General features: G+C 67.1%; 27 protein-coding genes and 2 pseudogenes. 6 read left to right on the top strand and 23 right to left on the bottom strand.

Going from position 1 to position 23547, the window contains the following annotated elements; all coding sequences use genetic code 11:
• The 12 genes and pseudogenes from AC1U2B_RS15300 to rpsJ all read right to left on the bottom strand — a co-directional run.
• A pseudogene (locus tag AC1U2B_RS15300) lies at positions 1-1173 on the bottom strand (cytochrome c biogenesis protein/redoxin); the annotation flags it as partial.
• A 119-nt stretch (positions 1174-1292) separates the two neighbouring features.
• Positions 1293-1589 (bottom strand): 30S ribosomal protein S17, encoded by a 297-nt coding sequence (gene rpsQ / locus AC1U2B_RS15305; protein WP_043401747.1) that lies wholly within the window; start codon positions 1587-1589, stop codon positions 1293-1295.
• A 2-nt stretch (positions 1590-1591) separates the two neighbouring features.
• Positions 1592-1822 carry a 50S ribosomal protein L29 gene (rpmC, locus tag AC1U2B_RS15310; protein ID WP_043401744.1) on the bottom strand — a complete coding sequence of 77 codons (231 nt, stop codon included), beginning with the start codon at positions 1820-1822 and terminating at the stop codon, positions 1592-1594.
• Positions 1822-2238, bottom strand: coding sequence for a 50S ribosomal protein L16 (rplP, locus tag AC1U2B_RS15315; RefSeq protein WP_020101406.1), 417 nt, complete (start codon positions 2236-2238; stop codon positions 1822-1824). Before rplP ends, rpmC begins: the two co-directional genes overlap by 1 nt.
• A 2-nt stretch (positions 2239-2240) precedes the next feature.
• Positions 2241-3056, bottom strand: a complete 816-nt coding sequence (gene rpsC, locus AC1U2B_RS15320; protein WP_133759579.1) for a 30S ribosomal protein S3 — start codon at positions 3054-3056, stop codon at positions 2241-2243.
• A complete protein-coding gene (gene rplV, locus AC1U2B_RS15325; RefSeq protein ID WP_043401738.1) occupies positions 3056-3520 on the bottom strand; it encodes a 50S ribosomal protein L22 in 465 nt (154 codons plus the stop codon). The genes rpsC and rplV overlap by 1 nt, the downstream gene beginning before the upstream one ends.
• Complete coding sequence (gene rpsS, locus AC1U2B_RS15330) at positions 3520-3801, bottom strand: 30S ribosomal protein S19 (RefSeq protein ID WP_043401734.1); 282 nt, start codon at positions 3799-3801, stop codon at positions 3520-3522. The genes rplV and rpsS overlap by 1 nt, the downstream gene beginning before the upstream one ends.
• 18 nt (positions 3802-3819) lie before the next feature.
• Positions 3820-4659: a 50S ribosomal protein L2 gene (gene rplB, locus AC1U2B_RS15335; RefSeq protein ID WP_043401731.1), complete on the bottom strand. Its 840-nt coding sequence runs from the start codon at positions 4657-4659 to the stop codon at positions 3820-3822.
• A gap of 29 nt (positions 4660-4688) precedes the next feature.
• Positions 4689-4991 carry a 50S ribosomal protein L23 gene (gene rplW, locus AC1U2B_RS15340; RefSeq protein ID WP_043401728.1) on the bottom strand — a complete coding sequence of 101 codons (303 nt, stop codon included), beginning with the start codon at positions 4989-4991 and terminating at the stop codon, positions 4689-4691.
• On the bottom strand, positions 4991-5638 hold the full coding sequence (rplD, locus tag AC1U2B_RS15345; protein WP_043401726.1) for a 50S ribosomal protein L4: 648 nt from the start codon (positions 5636-5638) through the stop codon (positions 4991-4993). Before rplD ends, rplW begins: the two co-directional genes overlap by 1 nt.
• On the bottom strand, positions 5638-6291 hold the full coding sequence (gene rplC, locus AC1U2B_RS15350) for a 50S ribosomal protein L3 (protein ID WP_043401723.1): 654 nt from the start codon (positions 6289-6291) through the stop codon (positions 5638-5640). Before rplC ends, rplD begins: the two co-directional genes overlap by 1 nt.
• 13 nt (positions 6292-6304) lie before the next feature.
• Positions 6305-6610 (bottom strand): 30S ribosomal protein S10, encoded by a 306-nt coding sequence (rpsJ, locus tag AC1U2B_RS15355; protein ID WP_003883485.1) that lies wholly within the window; start codon positions 6608-6610, stop codon positions 6305-6307.
• A 594-nt stretch (positions 6611-7204) separates the two neighbouring features.
• On the opposite strand from rpsJ, the gene AC1U2B_RS15360 reads away from it, so the two are divergent.
• The gene (locus AC1U2B_RS15360; protein WP_260937391.1) at positions 7205-7678 is read left to right on the top strand and encodes a hotdog fold domain-containing protein; all 474 of its coding nucleotides are present in this window, start codon (positions 7205-7207) and stop codon (positions 7676-7678) included.
• A 59-nt stretch (positions 7679-7737) separates the two neighbouring features.
• Here the strand turns inward: AC1U2B_RS15360 and AC1U2B_RS15365 are convergent, their stop codons facing one another.
• Together AC1U2B_RS15365 and AC1U2B_RS15370 are read right to left on the bottom strand one after the other, a co-directional pair.
• The gene (locus AC1U2B_RS15365; RefSeq protein WP_480217441.1) at positions 7738-8091 is read right to left on the bottom strand and encodes a nuclear transport factor 2 family protein; all 354 of its coding nucleotides are present in this window, start codon (positions 8089-8091) and stop codon (positions 7738-7740) included.
• A 59-nt stretch (positions 8092-8150) separates the two neighbouring features.
• Positions 8151-9788 carry a carboxylesterase/lipase family protein gene (locus AC1U2B_RS15370; RefSeq protein WP_480217442.1) on the bottom strand — a complete coding sequence of 546 codons (1638 nt, stop codon included), beginning with the start codon at positions 9786-9788 and terminating at the stop codon, positions 8151-8153.
• Positions 9789-9912: 124 nt separating this feature from the next.
• On the opposite strand from AC1U2B_RS15370, the gene AC1U2B_RS15375 reads away from it, so the two are divergent.
• Entirely contained in the window at positions 9913-11163 is a 1251-nt protein-coding gene (locus AC1U2B_RS15375) for a cytochrome P450 (RefSeq protein ID WP_480217443.1), read from the top strand.
• Here AC1U2B_RS15375 and AC1U2B_RS15380 read toward each other — a convergent pair.
• Positions 11129-11770 (bottom strand): TetR/AcrR family transcriptional regulator, encoded by a 642-nt coding sequence (locus tag AC1U2B_RS15380; RefSeq protein WP_480217444.1) that lies wholly within the window; start codon positions 11768-11770, stop codon positions 11129-11131. The two genes, AC1U2B_RS15375 and AC1U2B_RS15380, sit on opposite strands and share 35 nt — an antisense overlap.
• An 83-nt stretch (positions 11771-11853) precedes the next feature.
• Here AC1U2B_RS15380 and AC1U2B_RS15385 point away from each other — a divergent pair, with 83 nt between their 5' ends.
• Entirely contained in the window at positions 11854-13410 is a 1557-nt protein-coding gene (locus AC1U2B_RS15385; protein WP_480217445.1) for an MFS transporter, read from the top strand.
• Here the strand turns inward: AC1U2B_RS15385 and mftG are convergent.
• The 7 genes from mftG to mftA all read right to left on the bottom strand — a co-directional run bounded on the left by mftG (position 13407) and on the right by mftA (position 19977).
• A complete protein-coding gene (gene mftG, locus AC1U2B_RS15390; RefSeq protein WP_480217446.1) occupies positions 13407-14813 on the bottom strand; it encodes a mycofactocin dehydrogenase MftG in 1407 nt (468 codons plus the stop codon). The two genes, AC1U2B_RS15385 and mftG, sit on opposite strands and share 4 nt — an antisense overlap.
• Positions 14810-16228 carry a mycofactocin biosynthesis glycosyltransferase MftF gene (gene mftF / locus AC1U2B_RS15395; protein WP_480217447.1) on the bottom strand — a complete coding sequence of 473 codons (1419 nt, stop codon included), beginning with the start codon at positions 16226-16228 and terminating at the stop codon, positions 14810-14812. The genes mftG and mftF overlap by 4 nt, the downstream gene beginning before the upstream one ends.
• Positions 16229-16241: 13 nt before the next feature.
• Positions 16242-17012, bottom strand: a complete 771-nt coding sequence (gene mftE / locus AC1U2B_RS15400; protein ID WP_480217746.1) for a mycofactocin biosynthesis peptidyl-dipeptidase MftE — start codon at positions 17010-17012, stop codon at positions 16242-16244.
• Positions 17013-17150: 138 nt separating this feature from the next.
• On the bottom strand, positions 17151-18326 hold the full coding sequence (gene mftD / locus AC1U2B_RS15405; RefSeq protein ID WP_480217448.1) for a pre-mycofactocin synthase MftD: 1176 nt from the start codon (positions 18324-18326) through the stop codon (positions 17151-17153).
• Positions 18327-18329: 3 nt separating this feature from the next.
• Positions 18330-19520, bottom strand: coding sequence for a mycofactocin radical SAM maturase (gene mftC / locus AC1U2B_RS15410; RefSeq protein WP_480217449.1), 1191 nt, complete (start codon positions 19518-19520; stop codon positions 18330-18332).
• Positions 19517-19897, bottom strand: a complete 381-nt coding sequence (mftB, locus tag AC1U2B_RS15415; protein WP_480217450.1) for a mycofactocin biosynthesis chaperone MftB — start codon at positions 19895-19897, stop codon at positions 19517-19519. Before mftB ends, mftC begins: the two co-directional genes overlap by 4 nt.
• On the bottom strand, positions 19882-19977 hold the full coding sequence (gene mftA, locus AC1U2B_RS15420; RefSeq protein WP_071287456.1) for a mycofactocin precursor MftA: 96 nt from the start codon (positions 19975-19977) through the stop codon (positions 19882-19884). The genes mftB and mftA overlap by 16 nt, the downstream gene beginning before the upstream one ends.
• Positions 19978-20078: 101 nt before the next feature.
• Between mftA and mftR the strand changes: the two genes are divergently transcribed.
• From mftR to AC1U2B_RS15435, 3 genes are read left to right on the top strand one after another with little or no spacing between them, the layout of a single operon-like run.
• A complete protein-coding gene (gene mftR / locus AC1U2B_RS15425; protein ID WP_480217451.1) occupies positions 20079-20711 on the top strand; it encodes a mycofactocin system transcriptional regulator MftR in 633 nt (210 codons plus the stop codon).
• A 48-nt stretch (positions 20712-20759) separates the two neighbouring features.
• A complete protein-coding gene (locus AC1U2B_RS15430) occupies positions 20760-21275 on the top strand; it encodes an RNA polymerase sigma factor (protein WP_480217452.1) in 516 nt (171 codons plus the stop codon).
• 2 nt (positions 21276-21277) lie between these two features.
• Positions 21278-22549, top strand: coding sequence for a VOC family protein (locus AC1U2B_RS15435; protein WP_480217747.1), 1272 nt, complete (start codon positions 21278-21280; stop codon positions 22547-22549).
• On the opposite strand, the pseudogene AC1U2B_RS15440 reads toward AC1U2B_RS15435, so the two are convergent.
• Positions 22499-23468 (bottom strand): annotated as a pseudogene (locus tag AC1U2B_RS15440) (type IV toxin-antitoxin system AbiEi family antitoxin domain-containing protein). The gene AC1U2B_RS15435 and the pseudogene AC1U2B_RS15440 sit on opposite strands and share 51 nt — an antisense overlap.
• Positions 23469-23547 lie beyond the last annotated feature (79 nt).

A 23547-nucleotide genomic window follows, 5' to 3' on the forward strand; every position in this document is an offset into this window, starting at 1 on the left:
CTTCGACTGAGCCAGGAGTTCCCGGATCATCCCTTCGGTGACGTCGTAGTCGCCCTCTCCGAACTTGAGGTGCCGAACCACACCGTCGGCGTCGATCAGGTAGCTCGCCGGCCAGTACTGGTTCTGGTAGTTGTGCCAGGTGTCGTACGAGTTGTCCAGCGCGACGGGGTATTTGATGTGCAGGTCGGCCGCCCCTTTGATGACGCCGGCGCGGTCGTGCTCGAATTGGTACTCCGGCGTGTGCACACCGATCACAATGAAGCCCTGGTCCTTGTACCGGTCGTACCAACCGGCGACGTGCTCGATCGCGCGCTGACAGTTGATGCAGGTGTAGGTCCAGAAGTCGACGAGAACCACCTTGCCGCGCAAGGACTTCAGGTCCAGCGGCGCGTCTCCCGGAGTGTTGAACCAGCTGTCGATACCGACGATGTCCGGAGCGGTGCCGCAGTCCTGCAGCCGACTCGCGCCCTCCACGCAGCTCGACAGGCCGCCGCCGGCCGGTGCGATGCGGGCCTGCAACGTCGCGGTGTAGTCGGGGATCTTCCGTTGCACCGTGGCGGGCAGGTTCAGTGCCAACGCCACCGCGGCCACGAGCATGACCACCCCGGCGGCGACCCGAATCTGCCGTTGCCGGTTCTGAAACGCCTTGATGCGCTCGGCAACTCGCTGCCCGCCGATGGCAAACAGCAGTAGCGGCAGGGCGGTGCCGACCGCGAATGACACGGTCAGCGCGACGGTGTCCAGGCCGATATGGCCCGTCGCTCCGGCCACCACGATGGCTGCCAGCACCGGTCCCGCACACGGCGCATACAGCACGCCCAGCGCCAGTCCGAGGCCGAATCCCTTACGGCTGCCGGCGATGTCCCGTTGCGGTATGCGCGCGAACGGCGCGTCGAGCAGTCGCTCGATGCGCGGGAAGATCAGCCCGGCGCCGATGGCGGTGAGTGCCAGCAGGCCGATCCAGCGGACGACGCCTGCCGGCAAGTGCAACTGCTGGAGCACCACCGTCCCCACCAGCGTCACCAGGCTGAAGCTGAGCACCAACCCCGCGATCACCCGGTAAGGTGCGCGGCCGGCGCTGGAGAACAGCACCACGGGCAGCACCGGCAGGACGCATGGCGAGATGGCGGTGATGAGTCCGCCCAGAAATCCGATGAGCACGAATGTGTACATGCCAGGTCTTCGGAGCCGGCCCCGATCCGGATTGGTGAGATTCCGCCGAATACAAAACTGCCCCTCTTCCGAAGAAGAGGGGCAGTTCTATGTCTGCTCGCGCAGTGGAAGTGCGAAGGCTACTTGGCCTTCTCGAGCACCTCGACCAGACGCCAGCGCTTGGTCGCCGACAGCGGACGGGTCTCCATCAGCGAGACGCGGTCACCGATACCGGCATCGCCGTTCTCGTCGTGCGCCTTGACCTTGGTGGTGGTCCGGATGATCTTCCCGTAGAGCGGGTGGCTCTTGCGGGACTCCAGCTCGACCACGATGGTCTTTTCCATCTTGTCCGACACCACGTAACCGATGGCGGTCTTGCGACGGCCGCGCTCGGTCTCAGTGGCCGGCGTGTGCTTGGGGCCCTTGGTTTCTGCCATGACTAATCCTTACCAACCGGCCCGGATGCCAGGCCCAACTCGCGTTCACGCAGGACGGTGTAGACCCGCGCGATCTCCTGCCGCACGGTACGCAGCCGGCGGTTGTTCGACAGCTGACCGGTCGCCATCTGGAAGCGAAGGTTGAACAGCTCTTCCTTCGACTCGCGCAGACGCGTGGTCAGCTCTTCCTCGGTGAGCTCACGCAGTTCACCAGGCGAAACTCCAACTGCCATCAGAACTGCTCCTCTCGAGTCACGATGCGTGCCTTGATCGGCAGCTTGTGGATGGCGCGGGTGAGCGCCTCCCGGGCGATCTTCTCGTCGGGGTAGCTGAGCTCGAAGAGCACGCGACCCGGCTTGACGTTGGCGACCCACCACTCCGGCGAACCCTTACCGGAACCCATGCGGGTTTCGGCAGGCTTCTTGGTCAGCGGGCGGTCCGGGAAGATGTTGATCCAGACCTTGCCGCCACGCTTGATGTGCCGGTTGATGGCGATACGAGCGGACTCGATCTGCCGGTTGGTGATGTAGGCGTGGCCCAGGGCCTGGATGCCGTAGTCACCGAAGCTGACCGAGGTGCCGCCGCTGGCGATACCGCGCTGCTCGGGGTGGTGCTGCTTGCGGTGCTTGACCTTGCGGGGAATCAGCATGACTAGCTCTCCGTTGCTTCCGTCGGCGCATCGCCGGCGGGGGTCTCAACAGCAACATCCACGGCGCGGCCGGCCTCGGTGCTCGTCGCGGTGGTACCCGACGAACCGCTGCGACGCGGACGGGTACCGGACGGACGATCCCGACGGGGACGGTCGGCGGCGGGAGCGGCGGCGGACAGCTCACGCTTGCCACCGACGATGTCGCCCTTGTAGATCCACACCTTCACGCCGATACGGCCGAATGTGGTCTTGGCCTCGTACAGGCCGTAATCGATGTCGGCGCGCAGCGTGTGAAGCGGCACGCGACCTTCGCGGTAGAACTCCGAACGGCTCATCTCAGCACCGCCGAGGCGGCCCGAGCACTGCACCCGGATGCCCTTGACGTTGGGCTGGCGCATGGCCGACTGGATGGCCTTGCGCATGGCACGACGGAACGCGACACGGTTGCTCAGCTGCTCGGCAACGCCCTGCGCCACCAGCTGCGCGACGCCCTCGGGGCTCTTGACCTCGAGGATGTTCAGCTGAACCTGCTTGCCGGTCAGCTTCTCCAGGTCGGCGCGGATGCGGTCGGCCTCGGTGCCACGGCGACCGATGACGATGCCCGGACGTGCGGTGTGGATGTCCACCCGGACGCGGTCACGCGTGCGCTCGATCTGCACGTCGGCGATGCCGGCGCGCTCCAGGCCGGTGGCCAGCAGCTTACGGATCGCGACGTCTTCCTTGACGTAGTCCGCGTACTGCTTGTCGGCGTACCAACGGGACTTCCATTCGGTGGTGATACCGAGGCGGAAGCCGTGGGGGTTGATTTTCTGGCCCACTACTCCGAGCCTCCCTTCGTCTCGGTCTTGGCCGCGGCGGCCTTGCTGCCCTGCGCACGACGAGCGCGAGCGGCACCGGCCGTAGCGCCCTTCGAGCCCTTGTCCTTGGCGGGACGGCTCTCGACGACCACGGTGATGTGACTGGTGCGCTTGCGGATTCGGTACGCACGCCCCTGGGCGCGCGGCCGGATGCGCTTGGCGGTCGGACCCTCATCGGCGTGGATGGTCGCAACCACCAGCGTCGTCGGGTCCAGGCCCTCGTTGTTCTGCGCGTTGGCGGCAGCGCTCGCGATCACCTTGGCGACCGGCTCGCTGGCACCCTGCGGCGCCCACCGCAGGATGTCGAGCGCCTCTTCGACGCTCTTGCCACGGACCAGGTCGATGACCCGGCGGGCCTTGCTCGCCGACACACGCACGAAGCGCGCAGTGGCGCTCGCGGACGGGTATTCAGTAACGGTAGTCATTAGCGGCGCTTGCTCTTCCGGTCGTCCTTGATGTGACCCTTGAAGGTCCGCGTCGGGGCGAACTCGCCGAGCTTGTGCCCGACCATCGCCTCACTGACGAACACCGGCACGTGCTTGCGGCCGTCGTGGACGGCGAAGGTGTGACCGATGAAGTCGGGGATGATGGTCGACCGACGGGACCAGGTCTTGATGACCTGTTTGGTGTTCTTCTCGTTCTGAACGTCGACCTTCTTGAGCAGATGGTCGTCGACGAACGGACCCTTTTTGAGGCTACGAGGCATCGTCTATTCCTTTCCGGCCTAGCGCTTGTTCTTGCCGGTGCGCCGGCGGCGGACGATGAGCTTGTCGCTCGGCTTGTTCGGCTTGCGGGTACGGCCCTCAGGCTTGCCCCACGGGCTGACCGGGTGGCGACCACCGGAGGTCTTACCCTCACCACCACCGTGCGGGTGGTCGACCGGGTTCATCACGACACCACGGACGGTCGGGCGCTTGCCCTTCCACCGCATACGGCCGGCCTTACCCCAGTTGATGTTCGCCTGCTCGGCGTTGCCGACCTCGCCGACGGTGGCGCGGCAGCGCACGTCGACGCGACGGATTTCACCGGACGGCATACGCAGCGTGGCGTAAGCGCCTTCCTTACCGAGCAGCTGGATGCTGACACCGGCCGAGCGGGCCAGCTTGGCACCGCCGCCCGGACGCAGCTCCACAGCGTGGATGACGGTACCGGCCGGGATGTTGCGCATCGGCAGGTTGTTACCCGGCTTGATGTCGGCGTTCGGCCCCTGCTCGATGACGTCGCCCTGCTTCAGATCCTTGGGGGCGAGGATGTAGCGCTTCTCGCCGTCCACGAAATGCAGCAGCGCGATGTTCGCGGTGCGGTTGGGGTCGTACTCGATGTGCGCGACCTTGGCGTTGACGCCGTCCTTGTCATGGCGACGGAAGTCGATGACGCGGTAGGCACGCTTGTGACCGCCACCCTTGTGACGAGTCGTGATGCGGCCATGCGCGTTACGACCACCAGTGCCGTGCAGCGGACGGATCAGCGACTTCTCCGGAGTCGAACGAGTGATCTCGGCGAAGTCGGAGACGCTCGAACCGCGACGACCCGGGGTCGTCGGCTTGTACTTGCGAATTCCCATTATCAGTTAATCCCTTAACTCCCGGCCGATCAGGCCGGAGCTCCGAACAGTTCGATCGGCTTGCTGCCGGCGGACAGGGTCACGATCGCGCGCTTGGTGCTCTTGCGCTGGCCGAAACCGGTGCGGGTGCGCTTGCGCTTGCCCTTCCGGTTCGCGGTGTTCACCGAGTCGACCTTCACGTCGAAGATCTTCTCGATAGCGATCTTGATCTGCGTCTTGTTGGACTCCGGTGCCACGATGAACGTGTACGTGTTGTCCTCGATGAGTCCGTAGGACTTCTCCGAGATGACCGGGGCCAGGATGATGTCGCGAGGATCAGTCACGGTAGCCATCAGGCCGACACCTCCTCTTTCGTGTTGGCGGTGATGTAGGCGTTGAGCGCCTCCACCGAGAACACCAGATCGTCGGCGTTCAGCACGTCGTAGGTGTTCAGCTGATCCGGCGAGATCACATGCACGCCAGGCAGGTTGCGGACGCTCTTGGCGCTGACCACATCGCTGCGGCCGATCACGACGAGCACCTTCTTGTTGTCGGTCAGCGACGACAGGAACGACTTGGCGCTCTTGGTCGACGGGCTCTGACCGGCCACCAGCTCGGTGATCGCGTGGATGCGCTCGTTGCGGGCCCGGTCCGACAGCGCGCTGCGCAGGGCAGCAGCGATCATCTTCTTCGGGGTCCGCTGGCTGTAGTCACGCGGCTGCGGGCCGTGGACAACGCCACCACCGGTGAACTGCGGGGCGCGGGTCGAACCCTGACGGGCGCGGCCGGTGCCCTTCTGGCGGTACGGCTTCTTGCCACCACCGGACACCATGGCCCGGGTCTTGGTGGCGTGGGTGCCCTGGCGAGCGGCGGCCAGCTGGGCCGTCACCACCTGGTGCATCAGCGCGATGTTGGGCTCGACGTCGAACAGCTCGGCGGGCAGCTCGACAGAGCCGTCCTTCTTGCCCTCGGGGGTCTTGACGTCAATCTTGAGAGTCATTACTTCTCGCCTCGCTTAACTGCGGTGCGGACAACCACCAGTCCACCATTGCGGCCCGGGATGGCGCCCTTGATGAGCAGCACACCGTTCTCGGCGTCGACCTTGTGAACCTTCAGGTTCTGGGTGGTGACGCGGTCGCTACCCATCCGGCCGGACATGCGGGTGCCCTTGAAGACACGGCCCGGGGTGGCGCAGCCACCGATCGAACCGGGACGACGGTGCACAGCCTGGGCACCGTGCGAGGCGCCCTGACCCTTGAAGCCGTGGCGCTTCATGGTGCCGGCGAAGCCCTTGCCCTTGCTGGTGCCGGTCACGTCGACGTACGCGCCGTCGGCGAAGATCTCGGCGGTCAGTTCCTGACCGACCTCGTACTCGGCGACCGCGGCCTCGTCTTCGAGACGAAGCTCGGCCAGGTGCCGACGCGGGTTGACGCCTGCAGCGGCGAACTGACCGGTAACCGGCTTGTTCACCTTGCGCGGGCTGATCTCACCGTAGGCGAGCTGCACGGCGCTGTAGCCGTCGCGCTCGGGGGTGCGGATGCGGGTCACCACGTTGGGGCCGGCCTTCACGACCGTGACCGGGACGACTTTGTTGTTCTCGTCGAACACCTGCGTCATGCCCAGCTTGGTGCCCAAAATGCCTTTGCGTGCCATTTTTCTGGGTCTCCTACTGGATGTTGACGTCGACGCTCGCCGGCAGATCGATGCGCATCAAGGCGTCAACGGTCTTCGGCGTGGGGTCGAGGATGTCGATAAGGCGCTTGTGGGTACGCATTTCGAAATGCTCCCGCGAGTCCTTGTACTTATGGGGAGACCGGATAACGCAGTACACGTTCTTCTCGGTCGGCAGCGGCACCGGGCCGACCACGCTTGCTCCCGTACGGGTGACCGTCTCAACGATCTTGCGCGCCGAGGCGTCAATCGCCTCGTGGTCGTAGGCCTTGAGCCTGATGCGGATCTTCTGTCCCGCCACGCTTCTCCTACCTAACTGTCACGGGCCCGTGCTCGGGCCTGGTCTTCAATACGCACGTCCCGGGACACCCGATGACGCGCGCTGGCTATGCCGCCGCTCTTTACGTTTCTGTGGTTCACCGACCCCCGCGCTCGGGCGTGTCGCCTTTGCACACAGTCGTCCGCGCTGGAAATTCCATCTCGGGCGATGCTGGGACCGGATGCGCCCGTGATGGGCGCCGGTCGTCTGCCCGCGGCGGGCGAACCCGGCGCAAGGCAACCCGAACAGTATGCCCCAGATCCGGGCTTGCTCCAAATCCGCTGCGGAGCCATCCGCCGCGCCCGGGTTTCACCGCCGGTCCTGCACTGATTCCACGGCGAGGGCGAGGATGTTCGAGTGGCTGCCGCCCTGGTTACAGAGTCAATAGCGGGGTCCCGTTGATCCTGCACTTGCGGCGCAAAAGTGCGAGTGGCGGGAACCCTGGGTTCAGGGTCAACGCCTGCCCGGCCGGCTTTCGCGTTGACCCGGTATCCACGGCTGAAAATCGCGAGTGGTTAGCGCCGCGGTTCCAGAGTCTGCGGACATACCGAACTTACTTTTGAGTAAGATAGTGACATGTCGACACTCAGCCCCACCTACCGCGCCTGGAAGCAACTCTCCGGACGGCCCGGCGGCAGCCTGATGTTCTCCGCCGCCGCGATGGTGCGAGTGCCGTACTTCGCGTCGGTCCTGCCCCGAGTGGTGACGATGGAGCCGGGCTACGCCGAGGTGGCGGTGCCGAAGTGGTTCTTCGTCTACAACCATCTGCACACCGTGCACGCGATCGCGTCGTGCAACGCCGCGGAGGCCGCCATGGGCATGGCGATGGAAGCGACCGTGCCGACAACCCACCGCTGGATACCCAAAGCCATGAACGTCCAGTACCTCGCCAAGGCCACCACCTCGCTTCGGGCGCACGCCCGCGTCGACATCCCCGACTTCGAGACCCTGACCAAGGGCACCGACGTCGTCGTATCGGTCTCGGTGGTCGACGCCGCCGGCGAGGAGGTCGTGCACGCCGACATCACGACGTGGGTGACGCCCGCATAGCCTGACGACGATCAAGCGGCGAGGCACGAGCCGCGATGAGGAGTCGGGTAAATCGGACCTCAGTCGAGATAGGTGCCGTGACCTTCGCGCACCAGATCGCCGTCGAAGATCAGCACCTCGTTGACCAATTGCCCGCGGTGGTTCCGGTAGTTGATGACGAGAGCCTGCGTCCCTACATAGGTGGCCACGATCTCGAAGTGCAGTTCGGGCAGCGCCGCCAGCGCGGTGGTCCAATACCGCCGGAGCGCGTCCTTACCCCGCACCACTCCCCCGGACTCCGGCACGACGCGCGCCGCGACCGGTGAGGTGAAGACGACGTCGTCGTGGAAATGGGCGAGCACCGCCTCGACGTCGTGGGCGTTCCACGCCTGGCACCAGTCGCGGGCAAAGGCCTCGGCATCGGGAACCGTCATGCCGCCCTATCGAAGTCGACGCGCGCCTGGGCAGGCAAGCCATTTTCGGGCGCGAGACGTCAGTGCTGCAGACTCGCCCAGAACGCGCACTGATGCACCTGGTCGTAGTCGGTGACCAAACGGCTGCCGTCGGGGCGCAGCGACATCCTGCTGTCGTGGTCACCGCCGGTCAGCTGCGGCCATTCCGGTGCCCCGTCAGCACTGGGCCGGCCGTCGCGGACGAACGAACTCCAGTAGTCGATCATCTGATCCGACAAGGCGACCTGCTCCGGCGCAGGCGGCGGCGCTCCGCCCATGTTGAAGATGTAGCGCAGATCCAGCGAATGGCTCGCACCGACCGGGAAAGGCAAGTGGCGCAGCGGATCCGGCGTCGGCGGCGCCGGATCGGCGAATTCGTACCCATATACCGGGGCGTCCGCGACCAACGCGTCGCCGATGCGGTCGGCCACACACGCGAAAGCACCGTCGGTGACCGCGGTCGAATAGGCGATCGCCGCGCTGCCGCCGTAGCGGTTCAGCGGGTAGCGCTCTGCCACCGCGGCGGCGTCGGCGCCGAACGTGGACTGCAGCAGGTGCGGGTAGCCGTCGGCATGGAAGCGCTTGCCCGCACGCAGATACTGCATGGCCACGAAGAGGGTGAACTCGTCGCGGGTGGTGCCGATCATCACCGGGACCCGAGCGGCATCGCCGGTTCCGATGGCCCGCATCGGATCGACCGGCAGCAACGTCGTCCCCGAGACCGGCCCACTGAGCATGTTCTCGCCGATTCCGTAGTACCACACCGGCTTTCGCAATTTGTCCACCGGCAGACCGCGCAGACAGTCTGCAGCGACCGCCGGATCGCCACATCCCGCGGCACTGGCGTAGGCGAGGCTGGACCGCGTGGCCTCGGGTAGCGCACCCTGGGCCTGGCATGGCCCACTGGCGATGATGGCACCCCGGAACAGGCCGGCCGACTCCGGCGCGACGAGGTGGTCGCACACCGACATCCCGCCGGCCGACTCACCGGCGATGGTCACCTTGCCGGGATCGCCGCCGAACGCGGCGATGTTGTCGCGCACCCAGCGCAGCGCCGCCTGCTGGTCGGCGAGTCCGTAGTTGCCGACGTCGGGGCCGGCGCCCAATGCGGGGTGAGCCAGGAATCCCAGTGCACCGAGCCGATAATTGACCGTCACCACCACGATGTCGCCGCGGGTGGTCAGCCGCGTCGAGTTGTAGATGCCGCTGGAGCCGTTGATGAACCCACCGCCGTGCAACCACACCAACACGGGTCGGCGCTCGCGGGAGGCCTGCACCGGTGGCGTCCAGACGTTGAGGGTCAGGCAATCCTCGCTGCTGTTGCGGCCCATCTCCAGGTCGCCCTTGGGGTCCTGGATGCAGCGCGCGCCAGGCTTCGTACCGTCGCGCGCCCCGTCCCACGTCACCGCGGGAGCCGGCGGACGGAACCGAAGCGGACCCAATGGCGGTGCCGCATAAGGGATTCCACCGAAGAAGCGCAGATCTGGATTGACCGTGCCGCGGACGGTCCCCGTCGCGGTGTGCACCAGCGCCGGATCAGCTGTCACCGCATCGGGCGCCACGGCGGTGGCACCATCACTGTGCGAGTCCAGGCCGCAGCCGGCCACCAGCAGCACTGCCCCAGCCACTGCTGCAGCGCGCTGCAGCAGTCTGCGTAGGTGGGCGGACGACACGAGCACCCAGCGTACTGAACTCGGCCGAACGCGGCCGATAAATATTTGCGGCTACCCCCTCCCCACGGCGCATCGAACGACCTAGACTCCGCTTGACAGCTGTCAAGTACGCGCCTGTGTGAGGAGTTCAATGAGTGCACCCACCACCGACGAGGCCGCCAAGGTTCTCGCCGACCCCACCGCCTACGCCGACGACAATCGGCTACACACGGCACTCACTCGGCTGCGAGCTACCAATCCCGTTGCCTGGGTGGATAATCCGCCGTATCGGCCGTTCTGGGCGATCACGAAGCACGCCGACATCATGGCCATCGAGCGCGACAACAACCTGTTCATCAGCGAGCCCCGCCCGCTGCTCATGAAGGCCGACGACGAAGACCTACTGAAGGCACAGGCCGACGCCGGCATGGGGTTGCGCACGCTCATCCACATGGACGATCCGCACCATCGCAAGATCCGGGCGATCGGCGCCGACTGGTTCCGGCCGAAGGCGATGCGCGACCTCAAGGTCCGCGTCGACGAACTGGCCAAGCGGCACGTCGACCGGATGCGCGACGCCGGACCGGAATGCGACTTCGTCGAAGAGATCGCGATCCAGTTCCCGCTCTACGTCATCATGTCGCTACTCGGCCTGCCCGAGGAGGACTACGACCGCATGCACACCCTGACGCAGCAGCTGTTCGGCGGCGACGACGACGAGTACAGCCGCGGCCAGTCCCCCGAAGAACTGTTCAGCGTGCTGCTCGACTTCTTCGGGTACTTCGCCACGCTGACCGCGTCGCGGCGGGCCAACCCCACCGAGGACCTGGCGTCGGCGATCGCCAACGGCCGCATCGACGGCGAACCGCTCAGCGACATGGACACCGCGTCCTACTACGTGATCGTCGCCACCGCCGGACACGACACCACGAAGGACGCCATCTCCGGCGGGTTGCATGCGCTGATCGAGAATCCCGGCGAGCTGGCCCGGCTGAAGGCGAACCCGGACCTGATGCCGACCGCGGTCGAAGAGATGATCCGGTGGAGCACGCCGGTGAAGGAATTCATGCGCACCGCGACCGCCGACACCGTCGTGCGCGGCGTGCCGATCGCCGAAGGTGAATCCGTCTATCTCGCTTACGTTTCCGGTAACCGTGACGAAGAAGTGTTCACCGATCCGTTCCGCTTCGACGTCGGGCGCGAGCCGAACAAGCATCTGGCGTTCGGCTACGGCGTGCACTTCTGTCTGGGTGCGGCACTGGCCCGCATGGAGATGAACAGCCTGTTCACCGAGCTGCTGTCCCGGCTGGATTCGATCGAATTGGCCGGTACCCCGGAGCTCTCCGCGACCACGTTCGTCGGCGGCTTCAAGCACCTGCCGATTCGGTACTCACTGCGGTGATCCGGTGGGTCGCCAGAAATCCGTCGACAGCGGCAATGGCGATCTGCCGGTAGTCGAAATTCGGCAGCGTGCTGAGCTTGCCCAGCACGATCGGGCCGAGGAGCAGGACCGTGGCTCGCAGCCGGTCGACGTCACCGAGTTCGGCGACAGCCGCGGGACTGGAGAGCACCGATTCGAACGGCACGGCATACTGCTCGGCCACTCGCTCCCGTAGGTTGCGGACCTCGGTGCTCTCAGTCCCCGCCGCCCCAGAGGGCAGGTGTTCGAGGTTGCCGCCGAGCGCCAGCCACGACATGGCGGTCAGGCTGACGGGCGCTTCGGCGATCAGTTCCGCCTGCGCATGCACGAGCGCGATCAACCGCTCGCGCAGGTCGCCCTCCGCAAGCGGCACCGGGGCCGGCGGGATGAGCGCGTGAAATGCTGCCGCCAGCAGGTCATTTCCGCTGGGATAGTGGCGATAGAGGGTGGCCCGGGCCACGTTGGACGCGCGGATCACCGCGTCGACCGTGACGGCGCTCGGGCCACCCGAGCGCAGCAGGGTGGTCGCAGCTTCCAACAAGCGGGCCCGCGAGCGTGCCGGCCGAGGATCACCGTGTTCGCTGGACACCGCCGAATCACCTCCGGATAACAAACGAGACTGTTAGTCTCGCTTCAAGACCATCGGTCTTGAAGCTACCGGAAGGTCTGCGAATGGTCGACAAGGCGCGCACGGTGAGTCCCGACGTGGAAATCCTCCCGGCGCCACCCACCTCCCGTCGCCGAACCTGGACCCTATGCGTGGCGTGTTGCGCTGTGCTGCTGGTGATTTCGTCGATGGTGGCGCTCAATACCGCGCTCGGCGACATCGCGATGGCCACGTCAGCGAACCAGACCCAGCTCACCTGGATCATCGACAGCTACACCTTGACGTTGGCCTGTCTACTGCTGCCCGCCGGCGCTATCGGCGACCGCTACGGCCGGCGCGGCGCCCTGCTGTTCGGCCTCACCGTCTTCGCGCTGGCCTCGATCGTTCCGGCGCTGAGCACCCATCCCCTGCACATCGTCGTCGCCCGCGCAGTGGCCGGAGTGGGCGCCGCGTTCATCATGCCTGCAACGCTGTCCCTGATCACCGCGTCCTACCCGGCGGACCAACGCACCAAAGCGGTGGGCATCTGGGCCGGAATCGCCGGCTGCGGTGCAGTGGTCGGCATGCTGGGATCCGGTGTGCTGCTGCACTTCTGGCCGTGGCAGTCGATCTTCTGGGCCTTTGCCGTCTCGAGCTTCACCCTCGTCGTCCTGGCCATGACCATCACGAGCTCCCGTGACCCGGAAGCCAAGCCGTTGGACGTCACCGGCGCCGTCGTCATCGCGGCGGCAGTGGCGTCCCTGGTATACGCCATCCTGGCGGCGCCCGATCTCGGCTGGACACATCCGGTCGTGCTGGGCGGCATCGCCGGCGGGCTGATCCTGACAGTCGCGTTCGCAGTCATCGAGCTGCGTGCCCCATACCCACTGCTGGATGTCCGACTGTTTCTCGATCGGCAGTTCGGCACCGGGGCCGCCGCCATCACCGTGCTGTTCATGGTGTTGTTCGGCTTCTTCTACTTGTCGATGCAATTCATGCAGCTGGTCATGGGCTACAGCCCGATCGGCACTGCACTGGCGCTGTCCCCGCTCGCCGTCCCATTGCTGATCCTGTCCCCGCTGTCGTCCTGGTATCTGCCCAAGGTGGGGCTACGCCTGGTGGTGTTCACCGGCTTGTGGCTGCTGTCGGCCGGTCTGTTGCTCATGGGTCACGTGCGGATCGACTCGTCGTACTGGGACTTGGCGTGGCCCCTGCTCGTGATCAGCACGGGCGTCGGATTGTTCACCGCACCAACGACTTCGGCAATCATGACGTCGGTGTCCGATGACAAGCAAGGCGTCGCGTCAGCGGTCAACGACACCACGCGGGAAGTAGGTGCCGCCCTCGGTATCGCGCTCACCGGGTCCCTCCTGGCCGCCGGATATACGAAGCACATCGGATCCGCGGTGGCCGGTTTCCCACATCCGGCGCAGGACGCCGCGCACGGCTCGCTGGCCGGCGCAGTGGCCGCCGCGCCGCATCTGGGACCGGTCGGCGGTCAACTCGTGGCCGTGGCCCGGGTGGCGTTCCTGCATGCCATGCAGACGTCACTGGTGGTGCTGGCATCGATCACCGCGGTCGCCGGCGTGCTGATCGCGTTCTGGGCGCCCGGTCGCGAGCACACACCACCGAATGGCCGCTAGGACACGATGAATTGGGCCGCCCGGTGCGCCAGCATGACGACCGTCGCGTGCGGGCCCCGTCCGGTGATGCCGGGCAGTGCGGCACCGTCGGCCACCCACAGCCCGTCGATGCCGCGCACCCGGCAGCGGGGATCGAGGACGGCGCGCTCGTCGCCGTCCGCTCCGATCGGCGCCGTGGCCGACAGATGCTGCGCGGTGGACCAGGCGGGTTCGCCGTCGACGACGGCATCGCCGAACAGGTCCCGACACAATTCATGACCGACTTGCAGCGCGGCGGCATCAGCCGGGTCGGAGTCGTAGCGGTGCTCGATGGTGGGCCGCACGTCCGGGTCGTCCGATACCAACAGGACCCTGCCCTGCGCGCGCGGCCGCATCAGCGAGATACCGAGGTGCACCGGATCCGACCCCCCGGCGGCACCGCCGGTCATGGCCGCGAATCCCCAGGTATATGGCCGGATTTCCAGCTGTTCGGTGGTGAGCAGCAATTCGAGCGGCGGACGGCCGGGAGCCGCGGGCCAGGTGGTGGGCACGACCCATTCCGGATGATCGGCGCACGCGACGCCCACCGGCAGGTCGGCCACCACCGGCACGCCGACTCCCCGCAATTGCGCGGCCGGGCCGATCCCGGACAGCATCAACAGATGCGCCGATTCAATTGCCCCGGCGCACAACACAATCCGATCGGCATACCGATCCACCGGACCATCGGGACCCAGGCATCGCACTCCCACCGCGCGGGCACCGTCGAACAACAGCCGCAGCGCGCGCGTCCCGGTGAACACCGTCAGGTTGTCCCGGCCGCGCGCGGCCGCCAGATAGACCTCACCCGGACCGTGCCGGTGACCGGTCTCATCGATGTTCAGCGGCACCGCACCGAGGCCGGGCCGCATCCCGGCCGCGGCATTGAGATCATCGACCCACGGGTACCGAGCACCGGCCGCGTCACGGAAAGCCTGTGAGGACGCTGCGAATTCGCTGATACGGCGCACCGGCACCGGACCGGCCGAACCGTGCTCGGCACCGCCACAATCGTGGTCCGTCTCGATGGCGCGATAGTGCGGCAGCACGTCGGACCACGCCCAGCCCGGCACCGCCCAGGCGTCGAAATCCGACGGCCAGGCCCGGCAGAAATAGCCGCCGTTGATCGCCCCGGACCCGCCCAGCACCCGTCCCCGCACGATGTCCGCGGACCGCGCCGGATTCTGCGTCAGCGTCGTCCGGTGCTGTCGCGTGACGGTGCTGTCGACGCCGATGGGCAGCACCCAGCCCGGCTCCGGACGGACGGTGCCGCCGGTCTCGAGCAGTGTCACGTGACAGGCGGGATCGGCCGAAAGACGCTCGGCCAGAACACAGCCGGCACTGCCGGCCCCGACGATCAGGACGTCATCGCCGCGCGGGATCAAGTCCGGATCTGCGGCTTGAGCGCACCCAGATGCCGCTCGCGCACCACGCCGCCCCACAGTCCGAGACCGTAGGCGATGTCATCGAGGCGCTTGAGCAGCAGGTAGGCCAGCAGGCCCACGCGCTGGGTGTTGTCGTCCACCGTGTGATGGCGGCGGGCCCAGTCCACGACGCCGTCCACGATCGCGGCGATCAGCACCACTTGCCGCCAGCGCCGGAAACACACCGCCAGCACCAGCGCCACCGGCCAGTAATGCCGGCACAGCGCCGCGGCGAGTTGCAGGGCCGCAGCCCACAGTCCCTGCGCGGCCACGGCGGCGACTTCCCGCGGTTCGGTGTCGATCGATCGCAGTGAGTTGGCGATGCGCCGGCCGGTGATCGCGGCGGCGATGGTCGAGGCGAGGTAGCCCACCCCGGACCCCATGCCCAGCAGCACCCAGACCACCAGGGTCCAGCCGGAGATCACCAACGGCGCGGTCTTGCCCGGGTGTCGCACCGACAGCGGCGCGGCCGAGGAACCGTAAAAGGCCTTGCGGGCGAACCACTCTCCCAACGCGGTGCGGTGATCGTGGCCGACCAGCGCGATCGGTTCGTACCGCAGCCGGGCCCCGGCCTCGATGAACCGCCAGCACAGGTCCACGTCCTCACCGGACTGCAGCGACTCGTCGAAACCGCCCACCTGGTCGAGCGACGCGCGCCGGCAGACGATGGCCGCGCTCGGCACATAGGCCACCATGCCGTACGGCACCACCGGCGCTTCCCGCATGCCGAGATCCAGTGACGAGCGGACGGCCTCGTAGCGCGCAATCAGATTGTCGGGCTCGTGCAGACCCACGATGCGCGGCGCGACCAACGCGACGGCCGGGTCGCAAAAGTGCCCCAGCAGCGCTTCCAGCCATCCGCGACGCGGCACCACGTCCGAGTCCAGGAACGCCACGAAATCCGTCTCGCAGGCGGCCAGCCCGGTGTTGCGGGCCGCCGCGGGTCCGCGGCTGATGTCGTGCCGGAGCACGCGGACGTCGCAGTGGCCGGCCAGGTCGCAGAAGTCCGCGGCCTGCAGCGGCACCACAGAGCCGTCGTCGACGACCACCACGCGCATGCCGCGCAGGGACCGCACCAGCCGGGCGACGCCAACTGCGTTGTCGCGTACCGGAACAACGACGGTGACGTCGAGGTGCGACGGCCCGGTCGCCGGCCGCGGGTGGGCGACCGTGGCGTCGAGCAGGGTGCGGGCCAGCTGCGCGCTCTGCGCGTCGTGGACCTCCAGCCGGCCGCGGTCCAGCATGGTCTGCGCCGCCGGAGCCAGACGCAACAATCGCGTCGGCGATCCACCGAGCAGTGCGGCGCCCTCCCCCAGCACCTTGACCCGACGATCCACTTGGACGGCAAAGCCGTCGGGCAGCCTCGGCCCCGTCACTGTCCCACCCCCGTCACGCGAGCATTCCCCCCGGGCCGGGCTGCCACGTGCCGATCCCGCGCACACAGCTCCCGACCATTTCTGCAAAGATACGGGACCCCTCGTCCGCGGTGGCAGTCGTCGGATCGCCCAGCACCCCCACCGGGCTGACCGCGGCCACTCCGCCACTGCGCAATGCCGGCAGCAGCTCCGGCAACGGCGCGGTGTTGCCGACGACGCTCTCGTCGACCCAGACGTCCGCCGGTGAAAGATGCAGCAGTACAGACGTTTCGGTATGGCCGGCGTGGGCGTCGGCACCGACTGCCGTACACGGGCACCAGGCCACATCGCGCCCCTCGGCCCGCAACAGCGTGGTCGCCGCCGTCAACCCCGCCACATTGCCGCCGTGACCGTTGACGAACACGATCCGGCCGGCCCAGTTGCAGGCCGACCGGCCGAACTCGACCAGCAAATGCTCCAGCGCGGCCAGGCCGATCGAGATGGTGCCGGGAAAACTCTCGTGCTCACCGCTCGCGCCGTAGCTGATGGCAGACGCCACCAGCCACGTGGGCTGATCGACGCCGGGCGTCGTCTCACGCAGCTGCGCGGCCACGGACCGCGACACCGCCTCAGCGATCCGGGTGTCGGTATCCAGCGGCAGGTGCGGCCCATGCTGCTCGGTGGAACCAAGCGGGACGATCAACGAAGGCCGCATGGATTGCAACTGCCTCGACGTCGAGTTCCCGAGCTCGCTGGGGAAAGGCACCCGCCGATGGTAAGCCGAATTTGCCCGCTGTGCGCCAATTGTTGCCGTATACGCAACAATTCGTAGCGGATGGTCAAGTTGTCGCGGTTGTCAAGACCCCATTGACCATCACGGCAGCCACGTCAGCACCGCACGTATCAGCGGACCCGTCGAATCAGGCGCCGGCGCCCAGCGGCGTTAGCCGCCCAGCCGCCGGATGAAGCCCTCCGGCACCAGGATGTCGTCCGGCCCGAGGTCGTGAATCGAGCCCTTGCCCAGACCACGCAGCGCCGAGTCGATACCGCCGTGCATGATGTCGAGCACGTTCTCGACGCCGGCCTGTCCCTCGGCCGCCAGCCCCCACAGGTAGGCCCGGCCGAGCATCACCGCACGGGCACCGAGCGCCAGCGCCTTGACCACGTCGCTGCCTCGGCGGATACCGCCGTCCAGCAAAACCTCGATCTGGTCGCCGACGGCCTCGGCGATGGCCGGCAGCGCCCGGATCGACGCCGGGGTGCTGTCCAGGTTGTTACCGCCGTGATTGGACACCGAGATCGCCGAAACACCCGCGTCCACAGCACGTTTGGCGTCGTCGATGCGCATGACGCCCTTGAGCATGAACGGCCCGCCCCACAGCTCACGCAGCCAGGCGATGTCCTCCCAGGTCGGCGCCGGGGTACCCATCCACTCGCCATAGGCGTCGAAGAACGGCGGCGGGGCCTGGCCGTTGATGGCCTGATTGGGCACCGACAGCTCGGGCGGACGCAGGGTCTTGCCCCAGGTCCACATGTAGCGCGGCTTGGTGATGACCTCAGGGCTCATCTTGATGATGGTCTTGAGATCCATCTTTTCCGGAATCTTGGGACTGCCCCAGTCCCGGCCGTGGCTGAAGCTCCAGTCGGTGGTGACGATCAGGCCCTTGGCGCCGGCCGCGCGGGCCCGCTCGGCCCGGGCCGCGATGTCGTCGCGGCTGCCCAGCCAGTAGATCTGGAAGAACGTCTTGGGGTTCGCCGCGATGACCTCTTCCATCGGCTTGCTGGCGAACGACGACAGGCCCATCGCGGTGCCACGGGCCGCGGCGGCGCGGGCGACGGCGACCTCGCCGTCGGGGTTGATCGCCTGCACGCCGGTCGGAGAAATAATCACGGGCAGTGAAATCTCCTGACCCATAACCGTTGTCGCCATCTCGCGCTTGTCCAGCGCGCCGATGACGTGCGGCGCGAAGCCGAGCTCGCCGAACGCCGCGACGTTGTCGGCGACAGTCAAACCCTTCTCACTCGCCGAGATCAGCGAGGAGTAGGCGGACTTGGGCAGCCGCTTCTTCGCGCGCTCCTGCGCGATGGCGACGGTTTCGAACCAGGTATCACGAGCCATGATCTAGACAGGACTTTCGTTACAGAATTTTTGCGGAGCCTTGGCCGGCATGGCCAGGAGCTTGAGCGGGACGGGTCCTTTGCGACCCCCGCTGCGGGAGTGGTCGAGGTGCGACTTGGGCTTGTCGCGGTCGAGTGCCAGCGCGGGCTCGCCGAAGCCCTGCACGCACTCGGGGTCCGGGCCGTCCATGGGCAGACCCGTGAAGAACTTGGCCGCCATGCAGCCGCCACGGCAGCTGTCGTAGTGCCCGCAGCTGCCGCAGGCACCGGCCGACTGCGGTTCCCGCAGTTCACGGAACAGCGGGGCGTCCTGCCAGACATGCTGGAAACCGTTATCGCTCAGGATGTTTCCGGCCAGGAAGCGCTCATGGATGGCGAACGGGCAGGCGTACACATCGCCAACGGGGTCGATCAGGCACACGACACGACCGGCGCCGCAGAGGTTCAGGCCGGCCAGCGCGCCGGGCTCGCCGAGGCCCGACAGGTGGAAGAACGAGTCACCGGTGAGCACCCGCTCACCCTTGGCGACCAGCCAGTTGTAGAGCTGGACCTGCTGCTCGGCGGTGGGGTGCAGGTCGTCCCACACGTCGGCGCCGCGGCCGGACGGGCGCAGCCGCGTGATGCGCAGGGTGGCGCCGTAGTTGTCGGCGAGGGCCTTGAAATCGTCGAGCTGGTCGACGTTGTGGCGGGTCACGACGACGGAGATCTTGGCGTCCTTGAAGCCCGCGTTCTTCAGGTTTTCCAGCGCCCGAATGGCCATGGCGAACGAACCCGGTCCGCGCACCGCGTCGTTGATCTCCGCGGTGGCGCCGTCGAGCGAAATCTGAACGTCCACATAGTCACTCGCGGCGAGCTTCGCAGCGACGGCCTCGTCGATGCGCACACCGTTGGTGGAGAACTTGACGCCGACGTGATGCTCGGTGGCGTAGTCGACGAGCTCCCAGAAATCCGACCGCACCGTCGGCTCGCCGCCGCCGATGTTCACGTAGAACACCTGCATGCGCTCGAGCTCGTCGATGATGTCCTTGCACTGCTGGGTGCTCAGCTCGCGCGGGTCGCGCTTGCCCGACGACGACAGGCAGTGCACGCAGGACAGGTTGCAGGCGTAGGTGAGTTCCCAGGTGAGGCAGATGGGCGCGTCGAGGCCATGCTCGAACTGCTCGATCAGCCGGGGCACGGGTGCCGTTGCGGTCATGAAGCGGTGGATCCTTCTGGGCTGTGCTGGTCTGCCGGGATCAGCATCTTGGACTGGACCAGCACGCCGAACGCGTGCAGGTACGGCCCCTGCTGGTCATCGTCGATGCCGGCGGCGCGGCAGGCGCTGCGCACGTCCGGATGGTCGGCCAGCGTGTTGACGATCTCGACGATGATGCGGTTCTTCAGGAACGAAAGTTTGCGTGTACCAAAGTGATACAGCAGCGCGCCGAATGGTTCGGGGCGGACGGCGACCTGGTGGTGCAGGCGCCAGCCGCGGTCCGGATCGAAGGCCAGCGCCGGCGGAGCCGGCAATCCGGCCCCTGCTGGCCCGGTCCGGGCCGCGGCTGGTGCAGACACGGTCAGTAGACCCCGCACATACCGTCGATCGAGACCTCTTCGACCAGAGTCTCGGTGACCAATTCGGTGCCGGTCTCAACCTGCTGATTCGAGTCCATGGATCGCCCCTTTCGCTACCGTGGCAGTTGCCGGTACTCGACAACTGTGATCCAAGTCGCAAGAATATGGCATCGAGTGCCGAAAAGGAAGGGCGGGTCTGATGCGGACCGAATCGGAGCCTCCCGAGCGCGACGCCGGGGCCGTTCCACAGCACGGGCGGGTGGGCCGGCGCCGCTCCACCACGCGCGACCACATCACCCATGTGGCGCTCGAGCTGTTCGCCACCCGCGGCTTCGACGACGTCAGCGTCGACGACGTCGCCCATGCCGCCGGCATCTCCCGGCGCACCCTGTTCCGCTACTTCTCGTCGAAGAATGCCATCCCGTGGGCCGACTTCGACGCGAGTCTGACCAATCTGCGGGACCTGCTCAACGCCGTCCCCCATGACGTGCCGCTGGACGCCGCGCTGCGGTCAGCGCTGTTGGAATTCAACAGCTTTGACGAATCCGAGACACCCCGGCACCGCCGCCGGATGCAGGTGATCCTGCAGACCGACGCGCTGCAGGCCTACTCGATGACGATGTACGCGGGCTGGCGCGGCGTGATCGCGGCCTTCGTCGCGCGCCGCTTGGACGTCAAACCGACCGAACTCGTGCCCCAGACCGTGGCCTGGACGGTGCTCGGCGTGGCGCTGACCGCCTACGAACAGTGGCTGGCCGACGAGACCGTCTCGCTGCCCGATGCCTTGGGCCAAGCCTTCGACATCGTCCGCGAAGGACTGATTTCCATCTAATTTCGGCGAGGGCGTCGGAAAACGGCCGCCCGACGCGACGATAAGGGTGTGAGGGGCGAATCAGACGGTGATGCTCCGCAGACGCTGTTGGCGCTGTACGACTCGGCGCTGCCCGTGGTCTACGGGTACTTCGTGCGGCGCTGCGGTGATCGGGGCACCGCGGAAGACCTGACGTCGGAGACGTTTCTGGCGGCGATGGACGCTGCCCGTCGTACGGCGCCGCCGGTGATCTCGGTGCCGTGGCTGATCGGCGTCGCCCGGCACAAGCTGGCCGATCACTACCGCCGCAGGCACGACCGCTTCACCGTATCCGTACCCGAAACACCCGAGCCCGCAGAGCCTTTCGACGACTGGGACGCCGAGCTGGACCGGCTGGTCGCCGAGGCCGCGCTGGCCCGGTTGCCCGAACAGCACCGCATGGTGCTGACGCTGCGATATCTGGATGACCGCCCCGTGCCCGAATGCGCCGAGTTGATCGGACGCACCGTGCACGCCACCGAAGCCCTGCTGGTGCGGGCCAAGCGGGCATTCCGAACCGAATACCAGGACGGAGGTGCGTCATGACCCTGCACAACAGTCACGACCCGCTGACGGTCCTGACCGGCGGTGAACTCCCCGTGCAGCCCGACCCGGCCTTCGCGGCCCGCCTGCGGGCGCGCTTGGAGGCCGCCATCAGCCTCCCGAAAGGAATTGTCATGAGTGGAACCGACACCGCCATCGCCGACTTGAACGCACCCGCCACCGCCGCGGCCCCGGTGCCCCGGCCGGCGGCCCTGCCCTACCTGGCCGTCGCCGACGCGCGCGCCGCCATCGCCTGGTACGTCGACGCCCTGGGCGCCGTCGTCGTCGGCGAACCGATCGTCATGGACGACGGCCGGATCGGCCACGCCGAGCTGGCGCTGGCCGGCGGCGTGCTCTACCTGGCCGACGAGTTCCCGGAGCTCGGACTGAAAGCACCGTCACCCCAATCGGTTTCGGTGAGCCTGATGCTGGCGGTGCCGGATACCGACGCCGCCCTCGCACAGGCCAGGCAAGGCGGCGCGCAGGTGCAGCGGGAACCGTACGATGCCCACGGCGCGCGGACCGCGGTGGTGATCGACCCATTCGGTCACCGCTGGATGCTCACCGGTCCTGACCCCGGCGCCGTCGTCCCGATCCGGCACGGCGACATCGGCTACATATCGGTACAGACGCCGGACGCCGAGCGGGCAGCCGCCTTCTACGGCCACGTGCTGGGCTGGACCTACGACCCGGACACGCGCAAGGTGACCAGCAACCGAATGCACACCGGCATCTTCGAGACCACCGGCCCGCAGACGGTGTTCTGCTGCTACGCGGTCGCCGATCTCGACGCGGCGCGGCAGGCCATCCTGGCCGCGGGCGGACAGGTGGGCACGCCGGAGAACCACGACTGGGGGGCGACCCTGGACGCCACCGACGTGCTCGGCACTGATTTCGCGGTGTTCCAGCCGACGCCGGACATTCCCCGGCCCGAGCTCAACGGTGCAGGGCCAGGCGAACTTTCGTACCTGACCCACGAAGTGGCCGACTCAGCGGCATTCAAGGACTTCTACGGACAGGTGCTGTCCTGGACATTCGAGCCCGGCCGCGTCGATGACGGGTGGGCGGTGCAGGAGTGCCAGCCGATGTCCGGGCTGGCCGGCGGCGCCGCGCAGACCGTCGCCGTCCCGATGTGGACGGTGCCCGATGTCGACGCCGCGGTGGCGCGGGTCCGCGAGGCCGGGGGCACCGTCATCGACGAACCGTCGCGCCAGCCGTACGGGATGTCAGCGCTGTGCGCCGACGACCAGGGCGCCCGGTTCTACCTCGGCGCCTGAGGGATTTGCGCACGACTGGTAACGCTGGGCGTTACTGAACGTGCACAAGTCGCAGGGCGCGACTGAGCGTTGCGAGCACCTGATCCGGGTATTGCGTCAGGTCCAACCAAGTGAAGCGGAGAACTTGCCAGTTCATCAACACCAGGTCGTTCTGCCGTCACCGGTCCGTCTGGAACACCTCAGCAGTGGAATGCACTGCCAAGCCGTCGATTTCGACGACAACGGTGTTGTCGGGAAAGGCAAAATCGGCACGGTACTTGCCAATCCGGTAATTGGTCCGCCACCCGGTGATCCCGGCGTCCTCCAAGAGTTTCTGGAACAACCGCTCAGCCGCCGAACGTGTGCCACCGTCGGCAGCCTGCAACACGATCCGGGCGGCCGGCGAACCGTGTCGACCCTTGTGCCGCGTATGCACACGCCACAACTCGCTCAGGTCCACAAGCTGGCGCTGCATCGCCGAGTCCAGCACGCGCATCCCGCCGCCACGGCGGGCCGCCGCCTCCACCACTGTCAGGGACAACGTCGTCACTCGAAGCCCGCGCAGCTCGACGACGTCGTGCTCACCCAGATCCCGGCGACGCGGCTTCGTGCCCTCATATCGCGGGTGATTGGTCACCTTCGGCACCGTGACCTCAACCGTCGACGGAGCGAACGTCGCCAGGCCGTGCCACCAGGCTGCCGCAAGCCCACTCGCTGACCCCCGAACCCCGTAAGCCCAGACGGCAGCACGGATGCGTGCCTCATCGCTGAATGGCCGATCAGCTACGAAGTAGACACCCGGCGAACATCGTTGCCACAGGCCAGATTTGACCCGCCGGTGAACAGCCTGGCGACTCAGCCCTGCCGTCGCCGCCTGATCCAGAGTGATGACGCCGTCGTGATAGCAGAGAAGATTGTTGAGCCGGGCGTCGTCGCGCATGCTGATTTAGACGCGCGCCACAGCCGTCCGGTTCCATATCGCATCTTGTGCACGTTCTGTCTCGGTCAGCGTGACAGAA

It is taken from the genome of Mycolicibacterium sp. P4_G11, assembly GCF_056555145.1.